We start from the raw sequence: 16,821 nt of genomic DNA, 5'->3' as shown, positions 1-16,821 counted from the left end.
GAAACGGCACGGCCTCCTTACCCGCAGGCCCAATCCTGATCCCGACCCAAGTCCGATGCCGCCCGATCCGGATCCCTTCCCATCGCCACAGCCGCCGTTGCCGCCGCCGGAACCGTCCCCGGTCCCGCCGACCCGGCCGCCGATCCCGCAGCTATAAAGCCATTTATCATACCCATTCCGGCGCATACTCCTTCTTCCGGTCCTTTTCACCTAACACGCGATAGAGCACCGGCAACACTACCAGCGTGAGGAGCGTGGAACTGAACAGTCCTCCGATCACTACCGATGCCAAAGGCCGCTGCACCTCGGCGCCGATGCCCTGCGAGACGACGAGCGGAAACAGCCCGAACAGCGTCGTCAGCATGGTCATCAAGACGGGACGGAGCCGCAAAAGGCAGCCGGATGCGATGGCCTGGTCGGTTGTCAATCCTTCATTGCGGAGCTGGTTGATATAGGACACCAGCACAATGCCGTTGCCGACGGCGAGACCGAACAACTCGATGAAGCCGATAGTGGCCGGCACACTCAGGTACTGGCCGCTGAGCCACAGCGAAACCACGCCACCGACCAGCGCAAACGGAAGGTTCAGAATAATCAGGGTGGCATAGCGCATGGAATGGAACGCCCAAAACAGCAGGAAGAAAATCAACGCGATCGTCACCGGCACCACGACCGACAGGCGGGCATTGGCCCGCTCCATATTCTCAAATGCACCGCCCCAGCTGATCCCGTATCCTTGAGGCAGGAACACCGACTCATCCAGTTTCTTCCGTCCCTCGTCGATCACGCTTCCGATGTCGCGACCGACGACGTTGAAACCGATGTAGATGCGGCGGCGTACTTGCTCGCGGCTGATGCGGGCCGGGCCTTCCCGCATCTCGACCTTGGCGAGATCACTGAGCGGGATCGGAGCGCCGGATATGGACCGGACGCGAATATCTCCGATCGACCCGACGCTGTTGCGATAAGTTTCGGGAAATCGCAGTACGAGCTGAAATCGCCGCTCCCCTTCATAGATCTGTGTCGCTGCTTTGCCGCCCACCGCGCTGGTGACGATGTCCTGCACATCCGAGACATTAATTCCGAATCGAGCGATTCTTTCCCGATCAATATCGACGGTCAGATAGGGCTGGCCCGCCACCTGCTCCACCCTCACGTCCTTCACTCCCTGAATCGTCTGCATGATGCCCGCGATATGGTCGGCCTTCGCTTTCAAGAGGTCAAGATCGTCCCCGAACAATTTGATCGCGCACTCGGTCCGAATCCCGCTGATCAGCTCATCCACCCGCTCCTGGATCGGCTGGCTCATGAGAACGGAAATACCCGGGATTTCGGCCAGACGCCGGCGAATCAAGTCGGTCAGCGCCGGTTGTGTATGAGCGGTAGTCCATGTGCCGCGACGGGTCAACGCGACGACCGGATCGCTCTCGTTCGGGTCTTCGGGGCCGATCGCGATTTCCGGCCGGCCAATCTTGCTCACGGCAAGCCGGACTTCGGGAAACTCCAGCATCGCCTTCTGAGCCGTCTTCTCCATCTCAATCGCTTCCGCAAGAGACACACTGGGCAAACGGATGATCTGGGGCGTCAGGGCGCCTTCCTCCAACTGGGGAATGAACTCACGGCCGATGAAAGGCAGCAGAGCGAGGCCCAGCAGCACGACCATGCCGGAACTCAGCAGCACCAGCGAGCGATGTTCCAGCGCCCACGTCAAGACCGGGGAATACCGCCGCTTCATCCAGGCGGAAAATGGAGTCTCGTCGAGACGGCCGCCATGTAACAGCAGCGAGGCCAGGACAGGTGTCAGGGTCAACGTGACGAGCACCGAGGCCAGCAAGGCGATCACCAGCGTATGGGCCAGCGGCGCGAACATCTTCCCCTCCATTCCTTCGAGCGTCATGATGGGAAGGAACACCACGCTGATGATGAGAATGCCGAACAGAATCGAACGGGCGACCTCCTTGGATGCTCGAAAGATCACTTCGATCCGGCCCAGCATCGTCTTCCGGCTCTCGGTCAGATGCCGGTACACCTTCTCGACGACGACCACCGACCCATCTGCGATCTCTCCCACCGCAATGGCGAGCCCTCCGAGCGTCATGAGATTTGCCGAGAGTCCCACCCGTTCCATGACGATAAACGTGATCAAGGGCGTGACAATCAACGCCGACGTCACGACGATCGCGCTACGGATATTTCCGAGAAATAACAGAAAGACGAAGGCGACCAGGACAATGCCCTCGACGAGGGCATCGCGCACCGTATTGACCGCGGCGGTCACCAGCTCGATACGGTCGTAGAACGGCACGATCGATACCCCGGCCGGCAGAATTCCGTCCTGATGCAAGTGGGCGACCTTGGCCTTCACCGATTCGACGACCTCCCGCGCGTTCCCGCCGCGCAGCATCAACACCGTGCCCGCGACGACTTCTCGTTCGCCGTTCAGAATGGCGGCGCCATGGCGGACTGCGTGCCCGATCTGCACGTCGGCGACATCCCGGACGAAAACCGGCGTCCCGCCCGCTTCCTTGACGATGATTCGCTCTATATCCTGTAGTGACTTGATCAATCCCACGCCGCGCACGATCGCCCGCTCAGCATGGCGTTCCAGCACGTTTCCGCCGGCATTGATGTTATTTCGTTCCACCGCCTGGAAGACCTCGTGAATCGTCAAATCATATTTTCGCAACTTGTGCGGATCGACCAGCACTTGATACTGTTTGACGAAGCCGCCCAGCGCGTTCACGTCGATGACGCCCGGCACCTGCTTGAGCAACGGCCGCAACACCCAGTCCTGCAGGGTCCGCTGATTCATCAATTCCGCCTGCAAGACGGCCGGGTCACCGGATTGCGCGCGCCGGCTCTCAAAATAATATTGATAGATTTCGCCTAATCCCGTCGTCACCGGGGCCATGATCGGTTCGACGTGCGCCGGCAATCGGTCTTTGGCCGCAAGCATCCGCTCCAGGACTAATTGCCGGGCAAAATACACATCCACGTCGTCATGAAAGACCACGGTGATCTGTGAAAGGGCGAATTTCGACAGCGACCGGATCTGGGACAAGCCCGGCAGCCCCGTCATCTGCAGCTCGATCGGATAGGTGATGAACCGTTCCACCTCGACCGGCGAGAGCCCCGGCGCTTCGGCCAGCACCTGGACCTGAATATTCGTGACATCCGGATACGCGTCGATAGGAATAGATCTGAAGGCGTTGAAGCCAAGGAAAACGAGCACCCCGGCAAGCCCCAAGACGAGGACACGCTGGCGCAAAGAGAATTCCGACAGCGCGGCGATCATTGCGTGGGGTCGATGCTGAGTTTTTCCACTTCGGATTTGAGCACGAACGCGCCTTTGATGACGATTTGCTCCCCTGCTTGCAGCCCGTCGCGAATCATCACGACTTCGCCGCTTTCTTCCCCAACCTTCACTGCGCGCACTTCGAACTCCAGCCCGTCCCGTCGAACGAAGACCACGGGATCGGTTCCGCCGTTTTGAACGGCGGCGAGCGGGACGCTCACGACATCCGGCATGGCCGCCCCATACACGAGAACCAGCGCGAACATCTCCGACTTCAAGACCTTATCGGGATTCGGCACGGTAACCCGCAGCCGCATGCTTCGCGTAGCGGGATCCAGCACATCGGACACATAGGTGATCTTCCCCGGAAAAATCGCATGGGGATAGGCCGCGGCCACCACCTCGACCTGTTGGTCCTTGTGGATGAATTGGACGTCTTTCTCCGGGACGCTCCCGACTACCCATACATCCGAGAGATCGGCCACCGTGAACAGACTTTTATGCTGGTCGACTATTTCCCCTCTGGTCACGTTACGGCTGATGACCCTTCCCGCGAACGGGGCGGTGATGGCTACATCGGAACGAATGGTCTGTTCCCGTTCCAGCCGTCGAATTTCCTGGTCCGCCACGCCAAGTAATTCCAGTCGCTGCTTGGCTTCCCGGGCTTCCGCCCGTACGCTTTTCATTTCCGCTTCCCGGCGATAGAATTCCGCCTGGCTAATCGCCTTGTTGTCCAGGAGGTTCTTTGCCCGCCGGTAAGCCAGATCCGCCTCATGCAGTTTCGCCGCCCCCTTGAGAAAGGCTGCTTCCGCCAAGCCCAAGTCCGTGCTATGGAGGAGCGCGAGCGTTGTTCCCTTTTGCACGTCCTGGCCGAAGTCCACAGGAACGTCCACGATGCGGCCGCCGATAAGTGTGGTTACCTCTGCCAACTCATTTTCATTCGGCTGAACGGTGGCGGGAAACTGTCGATGCACGCGGAATACCCCGCGGGTGACGGTAATGGTTTCAATGCCGGCTTGCGCCACCTCAGCCGCGGTGAGACGAATCCATTTGTCGCCATCCACGTCTGAACCGTTCAGTTGTTTTTCCTCTTGGTAGGCAGGATCTCGCTGACATCCGTGGGATAGCGCTAACGATATACAGAGGCAGGCCAAAACGATCCATCTTCCGGCGTAGAGACGACTGGTGGACGGCCCGTCGGTCCGGTACATGCGGTAAGCGTGCAATATCATAGCCTGTAGCGGATCTATGCAAGTTCTTTTCTTAGCTCCGAGCCTGTCATACTACTGCGAAATACAGGAATTATCCGCTTCTTCAGCGGGAAAGGGGCCTTTTGCCACCGGCTGGTATTTTTCGAGAGGGGTGAAATGCCACAGAGGGGGACAGAGCAGATGGCGTCATTTTCAAACCTAGGGAAGCATGAGGCTTGTGAACCGGAACACCGTTACAGCATCAACGAGGCTCCAATGCACGACCCAATCGTAACGTTCTCGGCGTCGTACTCAACAGTCTCTTCAGCTTGCCGTCGTCGTCTTCATCATAAATTTCTCCGATCACCTCTTCGAGGATATCCTCGAGCGTGACGATGCCCAGGAGGAGGCGATCGGCATACACCACGCCCATATGCATGCGCCGTTCTTGTAGCAACCTGAGCCCGGTCAGCAACGGAGTGCCGGCCTGTAACACGACGGGCGGCCGCACGAGCGATGCCCAATCCTCTCCGCCCGACGCGCGCAACGCCATGAACTCTTTGGAGTTGAGAATGCCGGTCACCCGTCCTGCTCCCATGACGGGCAGGCGGGTGTGGCCCGATGTCAAGATAACGCGTTCCACCTCGTTCGGGGATTGTGTCAATTCGATGGTCACGACACTTGCCCAAGGAACAAAGATTTCCTTCACCGTTTTGCTTTCCAAATCGACCAAATTGAGGACGTACTGGCGGTGATGGGAAGACAGGGCATCGAGTGAGACGGTAGTATCCGCCTGATCACCGGCTTTGATTTCTTGAGTCTGCCCGCTGTCCCACACGCGAAGCGCGCGAAGCAATTGAAGTAGCCGCTTGGTGGACCATTCGAGCAGAGTCACAATCGGTCCCAGCAGCTTATCAAAGGCCGACAGCCACGGCGCCGCGAACAGAGCAAGCTTGAGACTATTCCGCAAAGCCAAGGACTTCGGCATCAATTCGCCGACAACTACGGTGAAATAAACGAGGGGGACCACGACGAGCGCAATCGAGATCGTATCGGCGGCGCTGGCGCTCATGCCGAGTCTTGTTTCGAGAATCGGGCTCAGCAGTTCCTCCGCTCCCGCTCCACCCACCGCACCGGCGAGCGCGCCCACGACCGTGATTCCGATTTGAATCACCGACAAGGTGCGTTCCGGAACTTCCCGCAAGGAGAGGAGAAGAACCGCCTTCTTATGGCCCTGCCGAGCAAGTTGGCGGAGCACGGGCCGACTTACCGCCACGAAGGCCATTTCCGCCGCCGCCAACAAGGCGTTGCAGAGAAGGCAGATCACTATCACGACGACTTCAATCATGCTGACTTTCGACGGAGCAACGGCACGACACCTTTCATATTATACAAAGGCCGGTCCGTTCGTTCCCTGTCATGATGATTGTGGTCCTTCCCTTGGCAGTAATCCATGCGTCACCATGATATTCGTGTTCTAGTCGGCCCCGATCAGTCTCGACAATTCATCCAACAGCGGACGCTGGCCCGTCAGAATTTTAACCCGAGCCCTGGAGAGCGTGAACCAGTCGCCTCGATCCACCTCGACGAATTCTTGGCGCTTTCCCGACCGGGGCGGCCATTCCATCGTGAAGGTATTGCTTCTCAACTTGCCGGGTTCCAGATCGCCCCGGACCGCCCAGGCATAGACAACCTTGCGCCCCGCTTGTCTCACGGGTGTCAGCGGCTGAAACCCTCCCCGAAGTTCTGCGCCGGTCTCCTCGAAGAACTCCCGCTTCGCTTCCGACAACAGGTCCACTTCCTTGTCGCATTCACCTTTGGGAATGGACCAGGCGCCGTCGTCCTTATTCTTCCAAAAGGGACCACCCGGGTGAACCAGAAACACTTCCAATACGTTATCGCGCTTCCGATAGAGCAGTATCCCGGCGCTCCGTTTCATCGTTGCCGCTGCCTCCCTTTCCGAACCAGCCGAAGGGCAGACGGCTTCGGCCCTTACCGGACTTGTAGAAACATACAGGAAACTGATAACACTATACTAGTTTCCATAGTGGATTCGAAGACCACCGCCGTGAAACGCGACACATCACACATTCATGGCCGATCCAAGAACCGTTCCGCGACTCAACGTCTCATCGCCGCGGCGAGGCGCCATTTTTTTCTTCACGGGTTTCGCACGGTCACGATGGATGACCTGGCCCATGAACTGGGGATGAGCAAGAAGACGCTCTATGGGTGCTTCCCCGGCAAATCGGCGTTGCTGGAGGCGGTTCTGGTCGATAAGTTTCGCGAGGTCGACGCGGATCTTCAGCGGGTGGCATCCGACCGTTCTAACATGTCCGAAGTACTGCATGACCTGCTGGCCTGCGTCCAACGACACACCGGAGAGATTCAACCGGCATTCGTACGCGATATCCGGCGGGAGGCGCCGGAATTGTTCGCGCTGATCGAGACCCGCCGCAGCCGGCTCATTCGCCGCTATTTCGGGCGATGTTTTGACGATGCGCGCAAGGCGGGCTTGATACGAGAGGATATTCCGGCGGCGCTGATTACGGAACTCTTATTGGCCGGAGTCCAGGCGATTCTGAATCCGGCCAAGATGGCGGACTTGGGCCTCACTCCAAAGACAGGCTTCTCGGCCATCATCGCCGTGATTCTTCAAGGGGTCCTCACCGGCACAGGCAGGTCCCGTCTATGAACGTCTCGACCTTATTGGCTCGGTTCGAGGTGCGCCGGATGATCGGCCTGCTCGCGTCCCTGATTCTCTTCGCCGGCTGTGATCGTCCCGAGCCCGATGTGGTTCAAGGTTACGTGGAAGGAGAATTTGTCTATGTGGCGTCTCCATTGGCCGGCGCGCTTCGATCGTTGACTGTCCGCCGGGGCATGCAGGTACAGGCCGGCGTGCCGCTCTTCGAACTGGACAGCATCCCCGAAACCGCCGCACGGGATGAAGCCGAACGCAAGCTGGCGGAAGCCCAGGCCAATCTGGAAGACGTGAAGAAAGGCAAACGGCCGTCGGAGATCGCGTCGATTGAAGCCCAGCTCAGGCAAGCCCGCGTGGCGCTCGCTCTGTCCGAAAAGGAATTGGCGCGCCAGAACACGCTCATGCGCACGCCGGGGGCGACCGCTGAACTGGAATATCTGCGGGCGCAATCAGTCCGGGATCAGAATCGACAGCGTGTCGCGCAATTGGACGCCGATTTGAAAACGGCACGGCTGGGCTCACGAAGCGATCAGATCACCGCCGCAGAGAACAACGTGCGGGCGCTGGAGGCGGCGCTTCAGAAGGCGCAGTGGGACCTGTCCCAAAAACGCCAGGCGGCCCCGCAGGACGCGTTGGTCTTCGACACCCTGTATCGAGAAGGGGAATGGGTGCCGGCCGGCAGACCGGTCGTCGTCCTTTTACCTCCGGGCAACGTCAAAGTCCGAGCCTTCGTCTCGCAACCCCGCCTCGGCACAGTCCAGCATGGTGATTCCATTCAGGTCACGGTCGATGGATTGACTCAACCCTTGACCGGAACGGTGAGCTTCATCTCGCCCAGGGCGGAATACACGCCGCCGGTTATCTACAGTCAGGAGGCCCGCAGCAAATTGGTCTTCATGATCGAAGCGGTGTTTGATCACGATACTTCTACGATTCTTCATCCCGGCCAGCCGGTGGATGTGCATTTGGGAATGAACCATGCCCGGTGAATTCGCCATCGATGTTCGCGGCATGACGAAGCGATTTGGGAGCCGCACGGCGGTCGATCATGTGGATCTGCAGGTCCGCACGGGCGAGATCTGCGGATTTCTCGGACCGAACGGAAGCGGCAAGACGACCTTTATCCGAATGCTCTGCGGCCTTTTGAAAGCGGACGTGGGAAGCGGCACCTGCTTGGGGCATGACGTCATCACCGAGAGTGAAGCGATCAAGCGGCAAGTGGGTTATATGACCCAACGGTTCAGCTTTTACGAGGATTTGAGCATCAACGAAAATCTGGACTTCGTCGCACGGATGTATTCCATGCCGAATCGCCGCCAAACCGTGAATGACACGCTGGAGCGTTTGGGGCTAGCGGAGCGCAGGGACCAGCTGGCCGGCGAGCTATCGGGCGGATGGAAACAGCGCCTTGCCCTGGCGGCCTGCATGCTCCACCAACCGAAACTGCTGTTGCTGGATGAACCGACCGCCGGAGTCGATCCCCATGCGCGCCGTGAATTCTGGGAAGAGATTCACCAATTGTCCGCACGAGGTCTCACGTTTTTAATCGCCACCCATTATATGGACGAAGCCGAACGCTGCCACCGGCTCGCGTTCATTTTGAAGGGCAGGTTGCTGATCCATGGGACGGTCGAAGAGGTCGTCCGGCAAACGCACCTCACGACCTGGGCGGTCAGGGGTCCCGGTTTGGCGTCGCTGGCCGAGCAGCTCCGGCGCCTTCCCGGCGTGACCCAGGCCGTGGCCTTCGGCAATACACTCCATGTCAGCGGAGACGATGCCGCGTCGCTCGAGCGATCTCTCGCTCCCTTTCACAAGCCACCCTACCAGTGGAGCAGATCCGAAGTAGGCCTGGAAGAAGCCTTTATTCATTTGATGGAACGGGCGGAGGACCAAGTCGCCTCATGAGGAGCCGATCCCTCTTCTCCCTCAACCGCTTCTGGGCGATCGTGGTCAAAGAGTTCGTTCAAATGCGCCGGGACCGGCTGACCTTCGGTATGATGATCGGTATCCCGCTGATCCAGCTGATCCTCTTCGGCCTGGTCATCAATTCGGACCCCAAGCATTTGCCGACCGCCGTCGTGCTCGCCGACCGCGGGATGCAAGGGCGGACCTTGCTCTATGGAATTCAAAACAGCGGGTATTTCAGTCTAGCCCGGCTGGTCGGTACGGAATCTGAGGGCCACGACTTGCTCGCGCGTGGGCAGGTCCAATTCGTCGTCAACATTCCTGTTAACTTCACACGTGATTTGCTGCGCGGCGATCGGCCGGAGGTGTTGGTGGAAGCCGACGCCACGGATCCGGCTGCCACCAGCAACGCGATCGGATCGCTGACCGCGGTGATCAACATGTCGTTGCTCAATGATCTGAAAGGCCCGCTGGGCTTTCTTGCGGCCGCTCCAGCTCCGATCGACCTACGCATCCATCCCCTCTACAATCCTGAAGCGATCACGCAGTACAACATCGTGCCGGGATTGATGGGCGTGGTGTTGACCATGACGATGGTGGTTATTACCGGCTTGGCCATCACGCGGGAACGGGAGCGGGGAACCATGGAAAATTTGCTGTCGATGCCCACCCGCCCCATCGAGGTCATGATCGGCAAGATCGTTCCCTATATTCTCGTCGGCTATATTCAACTCGCGCTGATCCTCTTGGCCGCTTGGGGCCTATTCCATGTGCCGATGATCGGCAGCATTGGGCTTCTGCTTGCGGTGTCGCTGCTGTTCATTGCGGCGAATCTTGCGGTGGGGTTGACCTTCTCGACCGTCGCCCAAAATCAGCTCCAGGCCATGCAGATGTCCTTTTTTTTCTTCCTGCCTTCGCTCCTGTTATCGGGATTCATGTTTCCCTTCCGCGGAATGCCCGGCTGGGCCCAGGTGATCGGCGAGATCTTTCCGCTCACTCATTACGTGCGGATTGTCCGAGGCATTCTCTTGAAAGGCAACGGCATCGAAGATGTCCTGCTGCAAATGTGGCAGATCGGTCTCTTCACCGTGGTGGTCCTGACCATCGGCATCATGCGCTATCGCCAAACGCTGGACTGAGTGAGAGAAGGACCCGCGTCAGCCGGGAGCAATGGGCTCCTCGATCCCGATAAACCACTTGGGTTTCATACGGCCGAAATCCGTTCGCCGATTGGTGCGAAGCGAGCGTTTGGAGTCGAGAACGACCTCGCCGTGAGGCCCGCGCCAGAACACCACCCAATGCCAGGACGCTCGTCCCTTGTCCCGATGCCATTTGATGGCGAGCACCGCTTTGGAAGGCAGACGGTCCCACGTGACGAACTTCGCGTCGCCGGGGACCGCGTGAATGCCGTAGTGGGCGAGCAGTCGGCGGATATACACACTGTTTGACCACAGCCGCGGGTCTGCCGCGGAGATATTCAATGCTTGTGCGGCCCGGCGGGCCTGCCGGTACGTCACGCCGGCCAATGTCGCCACCGCTGCGATCCCGCAGCCGGTTTTCTCTTCCTGGATGACCGGTTTCATCAGATGCCGGCGAGAGAGCCGGCCTGCAGTGCAAGCTCGGGCGCCACCTTCTGAATCACTTCGCGCGGCTCGCCGACGTTTTCAAGAGGAAAACCTTCTCGTCTGATTTCCTTACCGCTTTTTGTGCGATAGACCAGCTCTCCCGTGTCGAAATCATATTCCGGAATGTCGGGATTTTCCCAGCGCTTCATAAAGTACTGGGAAAACAAGGTGTAAAGCCCATGGTTCTTGAGATTATTTTGAAACACATACTCCGGCACGCTCTTCACGTCGATGCCGGTATGGTAGTGCTGCAGCCAGAGATAATCGCCCAGGATCACCATCTTCACGTGCGGGCGGTCGGAATACAACTTGAGTTTCAGCACCTTGCCCGCCGCTTTGAGTCTTCTGAATAGCCGCACGGTCTCAACCAGCTCTTCCTGAAAGCGCGGCGGTGGCGCTCCGGCCTGCACCAGCGAGCGGGCGCGCAGCCCGGCCTCTTCGCTATAGGGATTCATCAACATGATATTGACCTGCAGCGCTTTTTCGAGGATCGCGTGTAATTCTCCTTCGTTGTCGACAAAGGTGCCGTAGCCGGTGGATCCGATTGAGAGAATCGTCCGGCCTAATCCATGTCGTTCCCGCAATTCCCGAATTTTCTTCTCTGCCTGACGATTGTGATAAGGAAAGAAGGACACGAGGCCGGCTTCCATCGCAATGCGAGTGAGTCGGCGGTCGCTGATACTCCGGCCGATGAAGTTGAGCACCAGGATCAGCGTCACCGCGACCGTCACTTCCATGGAAAGAAGGAACATATGGTCATGTTCGAGCTTTGACCATTGGACCAAAAACGCTTTTGCGATCGTCGGCAAGGACCAGGCGATGCCGGTGCTGAGCATAATGACCATGACATGAAACCACAACCACGAGCTGGATCGGATCATGTCGCGCAGCCCGGCCAACATCTCCTTCATCATCATTATCCTTTCTTCTTCGAGTGCACGATACCTCGCTACAAGATTCATCGTTGAACAATCCGCATCCAGCCTTGAGAATGCAGCCCTCCTAATTCATCATTCAGAATTCTAGATTTCGTCGATGGTCGGCCGAGAGGCGTCTCACCCACAAGCGTCCCTTTCCCCGCCCTCACTGCCCCAAGGGAAAGGATCTCGTGACACAGCAGCCGCTCGAGAGTCTCGCGCGACCGAGCAGTGGAGGCGATTCCGGCCCATCGAATCCGATTCTATCCGACATGACAGAGTCGCCTGTTACGAGAGGCCATTCTCATAGGGGTCCGGTCGATGTTGGCAAACTTTGCGCCATGGCCCTTATACAGTGGCATCTGTGATTTGACAAGAATTTCACGTATATGCGTCGGCCGTATGAAGATGAGGTTGTTCACTTCTGTCCGGCTGCTGACAGAATGGTCTGTGCATGAAGAGGAACCGGTCATTCACCTTTAGGATATCCCTATCCGGTTACGGACGGGTCAGCGGCAGGAGAAGAGCAGGTTAATTTCAACCCTCGCCTAATTAGTCTGCTGTCTCGGGTAGAGGAGCCCACGCGGAGTAGTGAGCAGATAACGCGGGTCGATTCGGTTCTCCCACGCTCCGTCCTGACGGGAGCTCAATCCCCACCCCCTGACGTACATCAGTCCCAGCACTGGTTCGCGGGGGCCTCCAAACGACTCATGTTTCCAACCAATCACGCGGCCGACAACCGTCATGCGCGCCCAATGTTGATACTGCGGCGGAAATTCGGAACGATCCGTCACAGCGACCCAATAGGTACTGCCTTCCTGGCTCGCGGGGTCGCGGGGCAGATGCGGCTTATATTCGTTGTCCAGCGGACGGTTCCTGAGATGCAGCCACACATGCCCGTCATGCTCTTCCTCGCCGAGCCTGGTGCCTCCCAGGATCACCACCTTTCCTTGATACTCGGTGGGATGCGCGGTTAGATCCGTCAAGGTGACGCCGCGCTCGGCCTGATTGAGATAGCTCCAAGGCACAGCACCGCACCCGGCCATGCTTCCAATGCTCCATGCCAATAGAAGCACCGCAGGTCCATACCACACCCGGTATGTTCGGCCCGTTTGGTTCACCCCACTGCTCCTTTCAGATCGGATCATCGCTGTGATATATCCGCGTCGCCTCTCTCTGCAATACGTAGGGCGCGCATCCTACTGCCAAACAAGAAAATGTGCAATGTCATCTACGCCGCCCCCATTCAAGAATCCGGCATGTTCTACCGATACACGTATACGGAGCGAGCCGTTTTTCCGGAAAACCCAGCGAGCACCGTATGCCCCATCTCCCTGAACACCACTCAGCCTCACGAGACTCGGCAGCTCCGTCGGCAACCGTCACCATCGGCCGGATCATGTCTCGAAAGCCTGTGACCGTCTCGATGGATGACACCCTCGCCAAGGCTCAGGCGCTGTTCACTGAATTCCATTTCCATCATCTGCTCGTCGTCGAAGGCCGTCGGCTCGTCGGAGTGATCTCTGATCGCGACGTCTTGAAGGCGAGCAGCCCCTTTACCGGCACGCTGAACGAAATGGATCGCGATATCGCGACGCTCCACAAGCGCATCCATCAGATCATGAGCCGAAGATTGATCACCGTACACAGCGGCACCTGCATTCAGACGGCAACGGAGCTGTTGATCGAGAAAGGCGTGTCATGTCTTCCTGTTGTTACGGAGGATGGAACAGCCGAGGGTATCATCAGTTGGAGAGACCTCTTGAAAGCCTATCTCGCACTCTTTCCGATCCGCCTATGAGATCATCGCGAACCAGTTGAATCGGTAGACCGCAGCCGGTAGTCATGGAGCACTTATCGTACCGTCCGAAGCAGGCTGGTATGCCTTAAACCGCGCCATCGCGTCGGGAAGGCGTTCCTCCAAGTGTTTGGCCCTCGGACTGCCATGGCCTTCCAGACGTTTGTATAAGGCGATCGCGCCTCGCGGATCGTAGCCGGCCTCCGCGCTCAGCAGCATGCCGACAGAGTCCGCCTCCTCCCGCTGGGCTTTCCGCCATGCCTTCGCCAAATCTTCAGATTTCGGCGGCTTGCCGATTCCCAAATCAGGTCCCGTTCCCCCCGCGTCCTTCATGAAATTTCGGCTGATTCCCTCGGCTTGGTGACGTGTCAAGACCTTCGCCACCAGATGTCCCATGGCTGCAGCCAACTCGTCATCGGTTTCCGCAGCCGTAATCAGCCCCGTATACAGGACGACCTTTCCACCCGGAAAGGCCAGCCCGGTTACTTTCTGATCATTCTTGATTACCACGTGCTCCCATGGAAGGTCTTCAGCGAGATCCCCGAACTGCGACCGCTTGGCGGCCTCGACGAGACGAACAAACACGCGGAGCACGCGATCACGGATGTCGGGATCATGAGATACGATGATATCGGAGGCGGTGAGAAATTTTTGAAAGGCCGCGATTCCCGACTGCACTTCATGGGACTGGGCCCTGGCCGTTGATTCGGCACGATACCGATCGGCATGGCTCGTGCAGCCGGCGAGACCAACAAGCAGGAATCCGATTATGGCAATACGGCGGTCCACGAGGCAAAGAGTTCAAGTCACATGTGCACGTGCGAAGCTACGAACGGATCCAACATAAATCATTTGCCCTTCCGCCGCAAACAACGCCCTACAGGAGCCGGCGCCGAAAGCAAGAAGGCCTATCCTATCATGACCTTTCAGGATGAGAGAGATCCCATTGGGGCTGCGACACCGGTTGTGATAGGGTAGGCGTCGGATCGACGCGTGGCTCACGGCAACATCTTGGTCGCCATGTTTCCACTTGGTACAACGCATACTAAATCCACGGCTGTGATCATCACCGGCGCCTCCACCGGAATCGGCGCGGCCTGCGCACTGGCGCTGGATAAGTTGGGGTACCGGGTTTTTGCGGGAATACGAAACAAAGCTGACGGAGCCAGGCTGACCGCCTCAGCCAGCCCTCGCCTGATGCCACTCGGCCTTGACGTAACCGACCCGCCCTCGATCGCGGCAGCGGTCCACACGGTGAAGGCCATGGTCGGCGAACAGGGATTGGCCGGCCTCATTAATAATGCCGGAATTGCAGTCGCCGGTCCGGTGGAAGTTTTGCCGCTCTCGGAATGGCGGCGGCAATTCGAGGTGAATATTTTTGGTCTGGTCGCAGTGACCCAGGCTTTTTTGCCCCTCTTGCGACAAGGATATGGCCGGGTCATCAACATGGGATCGATGTCCGGTCGTACCGCCATGCCTTACATGGCCCCCTACTCCGCTTCCAAGCATGCCTTATTGGGGCTGACGACCTCCCTTCGGATCGAGCTCCAACCCCGGGGAATCCATGTCGCCTTAATCGAGCCCGGCGTCATCGCCACACCGATTTGGGGAAAGACAAGAAAAGAAGTGGATGCGGCGGAATCGGGATGGACGCGAGAGATGAAAGCCCTGTACGGGACTTCATTCACGAAGGCCAAAGAAGAAGTGTCCAAGATCGGCGCGCAAGCGCCTCCGCCCGGCATCGTGGTGGATGCCGTTCTTCATGCCCTGCGCTCGCGATTTCCGAGGACCCGATATCTGGTGGGTCGCGATGCCAAAATCCGCGCCATTCTCGTCAAAGTGCTTCCTGATCGTGTTCATGATTGGCTCGTCCGCCGGGTGATCGGACTAGAGTCGTAAGGCTAGGAAGCGCGCACCACGCGCCAACGGCATCCCTTACATCTTGACTTGGACAATCGGCCATTGGACTATGGGTGGGTCCGGTACGTCTATTCATACAACAAGCATATCGAGGCTTTATGCGAATTCAGATCCTCCTCGCTCGGTTTCTGCCTTGTTTGTTGTTCGGTGGCACCATCGCTGTGACGCTGTCCGCCTGCGACACCCTCTACATGGGCGCGATGGAGAAGATAGGCTATGCGAAGCGCGACATCCTGAGCAGCCGCGTCAAGGCGGCGCGTGACGCCCAGGAAGAGACGAAGCAGGAAATCCAGAGCGCGCTTGATGAATTCGGCAAAGTCGTGAACTTCTCAGGAGGCGATCTGGAATCCACCTATAAAAAGTTGAACGGCAAATTAGAGTCGAGCGAAGAGCAGGCCGAAACGGTCCGCAAACGGATCGGCGACGTCGAATCCGTGGCCGACGCCCTGTTCCAGGAATGGAAAAAGGAACTCGATCAGTACTCCAGCAAAGACCTGCGCCGCAAGAGCGAGGCGAAATACACCCAGACCAAGACGCGATACAGCGAGATGCTCGCCGCGATGAAGAAGGCCGAGCAACGCATCGATCCCGTACTGCGGCCGCTGCGGGACCAGGTGCTCTATCTCAAACACAATCTGAACGCTACTGCGCTATCGTCACTCAAGGGCGAGGTGGTCAAGGTGGACGCGCAGGTGAATCAGCTCGTCAAGGACATGAATCGCTCCATCGCAGAGGCCGACAAATTCATCCAGGGACTCGAGAAGGAGGAGGGATAGAGGCTGGAACGGATGCGCGGTAAGGCTCGTCGCCATGGCGGTAGTAACGGCTCAGCGGCGGGAACAACATCGATGGGCGACGGCTTTGCGATGCTTCAGCGCAGCTTCAGAGTCGTCCATCGGATAAAGAAACCGTCTGAGGAGGAATTGCAACACAGCGCATCATGGCGCGACCGAACCGCGCCCTATCTCGACCTTCCACCCACGCACGCCGAGACGTGCGTCAGCCGCCACTTAACCTTTTCAACTAGCCTGCTCGTTATCCCATATTCCCGCCCCAACTTAGGCATTCGGAACGGATGCGCGGTGAGGCTTTTGATCGTCTTCTCAGAGGCGGGTGGAAAGGATGGGTACGGAGGTGGCCGACATAGCGGTAATTACAGGTCAAGGGCAACTACGGTAAGCGTGCGACGGCATTGTGCCGCTTCGGCACAGCCTCATAGGAGCACGCGGATTGAGCAAGAGAGTGTCATTAGCAATAAGAGGACCATCGCATTATGTCGCCACCGGAGCTGCCCGCCTTTCGTCACCCGCTCCAACCGTTTGTCAGCCGCCCTTCAATGTTTGCCCGACGCTGCTTATTATCGCTTTGGAGCTGATGGGTTGTTCCCAGGGGTTTACACGGAGTCTTTGGGTCCGCGACACGCGGAATAACGAAGTTCCTTAACTTTTCTCCTGCTCTCCCTTCCTCATT

At 58.3% G+C, this 16,821-nt stretch carries 16 protein-coding genes; 7 read left to right on the top strand and 9 right to left on the bottom strand.

Going from position 1 to position 16,821, the window contains the following annotated elements; translation table 11 throughout:
• Positions 1 to 17 precede the first annotated feature (17 nt).
• The 5 genes from ACWGXE_RS04230 to ACWGXE_RS04210 all read right to left on the bottom strand — a co-directional run bounded on the left by ACWGXE_RS04230 (position 18) and on the right by ACWGXE_RS04210 (position 6,424).
• Positions 18 to 176: a hypothetical protein gene (locus tag ACWGXE_RS04230; protein WP_447601583.1), complete on the bottom strand. Its 159-nt coding sequence runs from the start codon at positions 174 to 176 to the stop codon at positions 18 to 20.
• Entirely contained in the window at positions 167 to 3,295 is a 3,129-nt protein-coding gene (locus ACWGXE_RS04225; protein ID WP_447601581.1) for an efflux RND transporter permease subunit, read from the bottom strand. Before ACWGXE_RS04225 ends, ACWGXE_RS04230 begins: the two co-directional genes overlap by 10 nt.
• Positions 3,292 to 4,359 (bottom strand): efflux RND transporter periplasmic adaptor subunit, encoded by a 1,068-nt coding sequence (locus ACWGXE_RS04220; protein ID WP_447601580.1) that lies wholly within the window; start codon positions 4,357 to 4,359, stop codon positions 3,292 to 3,294. Before ACWGXE_RS04220 ends, ACWGXE_RS04225 begins: the two co-directional genes overlap by 4 nt.
• A gap of 388 nt (positions 4,360 to 4,747) precedes the next feature.
• Entirely contained in the window at positions 4,748 to 5,833 is a 1,086-nt protein-coding gene (locus ACWGXE_RS04215; protein ID WP_447601578.1) for a CNNM domain-containing protein, read from the bottom strand.
• 129 nt (positions 5,834 to 5,962) lie between these two features.
• The gene (locus tag ACWGXE_RS04210) at positions 5,963 to 6,424 is read right to left on the bottom strand and encodes an NUDIX domain-containing protein (protein ID WP_447601577.1); all 462 of its coding nucleotides are present in this window, start codon (positions 6,422 to 6,424) and stop codon (positions 5,963 to 5,965) included.
• A gap of 129 nt (positions 6,425 to 6,553) precedes the next feature.
• On the opposite strand from ACWGXE_RS04210, the gene ACWGXE_RS04205 reads away from it, so the two are divergent.
• From ACWGXE_RS04205 to ACWGXE_RS04190, 4 genes are read left to right on the top strand one after another with little or no spacing between them, the layout of a single operon-like run.
• Positions 6,554 to 7,180, top strand: coding sequence for a TetR/AcrR family transcriptional regulator (locus ACWGXE_RS04205; protein ID WP_447601575.1), 627 nt, complete (start codon positions 6,554 to 6,556; stop codon positions 7,178 to 7,180).
• Positions 7,177 to 8,175, top strand: coding sequence for an HlyD family secretion protein (locus ACWGXE_RS04200; protein WP_447601574.1), 999 nt, complete (start codon positions 7,177 to 7,179; stop codon positions 8,173 to 8,175). The genes ACWGXE_RS04205 and ACWGXE_RS04200 overlap by 4 nt, the downstream gene beginning before the upstream one ends.
• Positions 8,165 to 9,091, top strand: a complete 927-nt coding sequence (locus ACWGXE_RS04195; RefSeq protein WP_447601573.1) for an ABC transporter ATP-binding protein — start codon at positions 8,165 to 8,167, stop codon at positions 9,089 to 9,091. Before ACWGXE_RS04200 ends, ACWGXE_RS04195 begins: the two co-directional genes overlap by 11 nt.
• Complete coding sequence (locus ACWGXE_RS04190; RefSeq protein WP_447601572.1) at positions 9,088 to 10,230, top strand: ABC transporter permease; 1,143 nt, start codon at positions 9,088 to 9,090, stop codon at positions 10,228 to 10,230. Before ACWGXE_RS04195 ends, ACWGXE_RS04190 begins: the two co-directional genes overlap by 4 nt.
• Before the next feature lie 18 nt (positions 10,231 to 10,248).
• Here ACWGXE_RS04190 and ACWGXE_RS04185 read toward each other — a convergent pair whose 3' ends face one another.
• The 3 genes from ACWGXE_RS04185 to ACWGXE_RS04175 all read right to left on the bottom strand — a co-directional run bounded on the left by ACWGXE_RS04185 (position 10,249) and on the right by ACWGXE_RS04175 (position 12,754).
• Positions 10,249 to 10,674 carry a hypothetical protein gene (locus ACWGXE_RS04185; protein ID WP_447601571.1) on the bottom strand — a complete coding sequence of 142 codons (426 nt, stop codon included), beginning with the start codon at positions 10,672 to 10,674 and terminating at the stop codon, positions 10,249 to 10,251.
• On the bottom strand, positions 10,674 to 11,633 hold the full coding sequence (locus ACWGXE_RS04180) for a hypothetical protein (protein WP_447601570.1): 960 nt from the start codon (positions 11,631 to 11,633) through the stop codon (positions 10,674 to 10,676). Before ACWGXE_RS04180 ends, ACWGXE_RS04185 begins: the two co-directional genes overlap by 1 nt.
• A 548-nt stretch (positions 11,634 to 12,181) precedes the next feature.
• Positions 12,182 to 12,754, bottom strand: a complete 573-nt coding sequence (locus ACWGXE_RS04175; protein ID WP_447601569.1) for a Slp family lipoprotein — start codon at positions 12,752 to 12,754, stop codon at positions 12,182 to 12,184.
• Between the two features lie 278 nt (positions 12,755 to 13,032).
• Here ACWGXE_RS04175 and ACWGXE_RS04170 point away from each other — a divergent pair, with 278 nt between their 5' ends.
• Positions 13,033 to 13,434 carry a CBS domain-containing protein gene (locus tag ACWGXE_RS04170; RefSeq protein ID WP_447601567.1) on the top strand — a complete coding sequence of 134 codons (402 nt, stop codon included), beginning with the start codon at positions 13,033 to 13,035 and terminating at the stop codon, positions 13,432 to 13,434.
• 42 nt (positions 13,435 to 13,476) lie between these two features.
• On the opposite strand, the gene ACWGXE_RS04165 is transcribed toward ACWGXE_RS04170, so the two are convergent.
• Positions 13,477 to 14,220, bottom strand: a complete 744-nt coding sequence (locus tag ACWGXE_RS04165; RefSeq protein WP_447601566.1) for a M48 family metalloprotease — start codon at positions 14,218 to 14,220, stop codon at positions 13,477 to 13,479.
• Positions 14,221 to 14,424: 204 nt separating this feature from the next.
• Here ACWGXE_RS04165 and ACWGXE_RS04160 point away from each other — a divergent pair, with 204 nt between their 5' ends.
• Both ACWGXE_RS04160 and ACWGXE_RS04155 read left to right on the top strand, forming a co-directional pair.
• Positions 14,425 to 15,330: an SDR family NAD(P)-dependent oxidoreductase gene (locus ACWGXE_RS04160; RefSeq protein ID WP_447601565.1), complete on the top strand. Its 906-nt coding sequence runs from the start codon at positions 14,425 to 14,427 to the stop codon at positions 15,328 to 15,330.
• A gap of 182 nt (positions 15,331 to 15,512) precedes the next feature.
• The gene (locus ACWGXE_RS04155; RefSeq protein ID WP_447601564.1) at positions 15,513 to 16,127 is read left to right on the top strand and encodes a DUF2959 domain-containing protein; all 615 of its coding nucleotides are present in this window, start codon (positions 15,513 to 15,515) and stop codon (positions 16,125 to 16,127) included.
• The last annotated feature ends 694 nt before the right edge of the window (positions 16,128 to 16,821 follow it).

The sequence above is a fragment of the Nitrospira sp. Nam80 genome, assembly GCF_965152575.1.
Note: the sequence above shows the minus strand (reverse complement) of the source record. Positions and strands in the feature narration are given on the sequence as shown.

Bases quoted from the DNA above. Each gene is read 5' to 3' on its own strand.
- ACWGXE_RS04200 (WP_447601574.1), top strand. From the start codon at position 7,177: ATGAACGTCTCGACCTTATTGGCTCGGTTCGAGGTGCGCCGGATGATC.
- ACWGXE_RS04210 (WP_447601577.1), bottom strand. From the start codon at position 6,424: ATGAAACGGAGCGCCGGGATACTGCTCTATCGGAAGCGCGATAACGTA.
- ACWGXE_RS04215 (WP_447601578.1), bottom strand. From the start codon at position 5,833: ATGATTGAAGTCGTCGTGATAGTGATCTGCCTTCTCTGCAACGCCTTG.
- ACWGXE_RS04170 (WP_447601567.1), top strand. From the start codon at position 13,033: ATGTCTCGAAAGCCTGTGACCGTCTCGATGGATGACACCCTCGCCAAG.
- ACWGXE_RS04225 (WP_447601581.1), bottom strand. From the start codon at position 3,295: ATGATCGCCGCGCTGTCGGAATTCTCTTTGCGCCAGCGTGTCCTCGTC.
- ACWGXE_RS04190 (WP_447601572.1), top strand. From the start codon at position 9,088: ATGAGGAGCCGATCCCTCTTCTCCCTCAACCGCTTCTGGGCGATCGTG.
- ACWGXE_RS04230 (WP_447601583.1), bottom strand. From the start codon at position 176: ATGGGTATGATAAATGGCTTTATAGCTGCGGGATCGGCGGCCGGGTCG.
- ACWGXE_RS04185 (WP_447601571.1), bottom strand. From the start codon at position 10,674: ATGAAACCGGTCATCCAGGAAGAGAAAACCGGCTGCGGGATCGCAGCG.
- ACWGXE_RS04195 (WP_447601573.1), top strand. From the start codon at position 8,165: ATGCCCGGTGAATTCGCCATCGATGTTCGCGGCATGACGAAGCGATTT.
- ACWGXE_RS04180 (WP_447601570.1), bottom strand. From the start codon at position 11,633: ATGATGATGAAGGAGATGTTGGCCGGGCTGCGCGACATGATCCGATCC.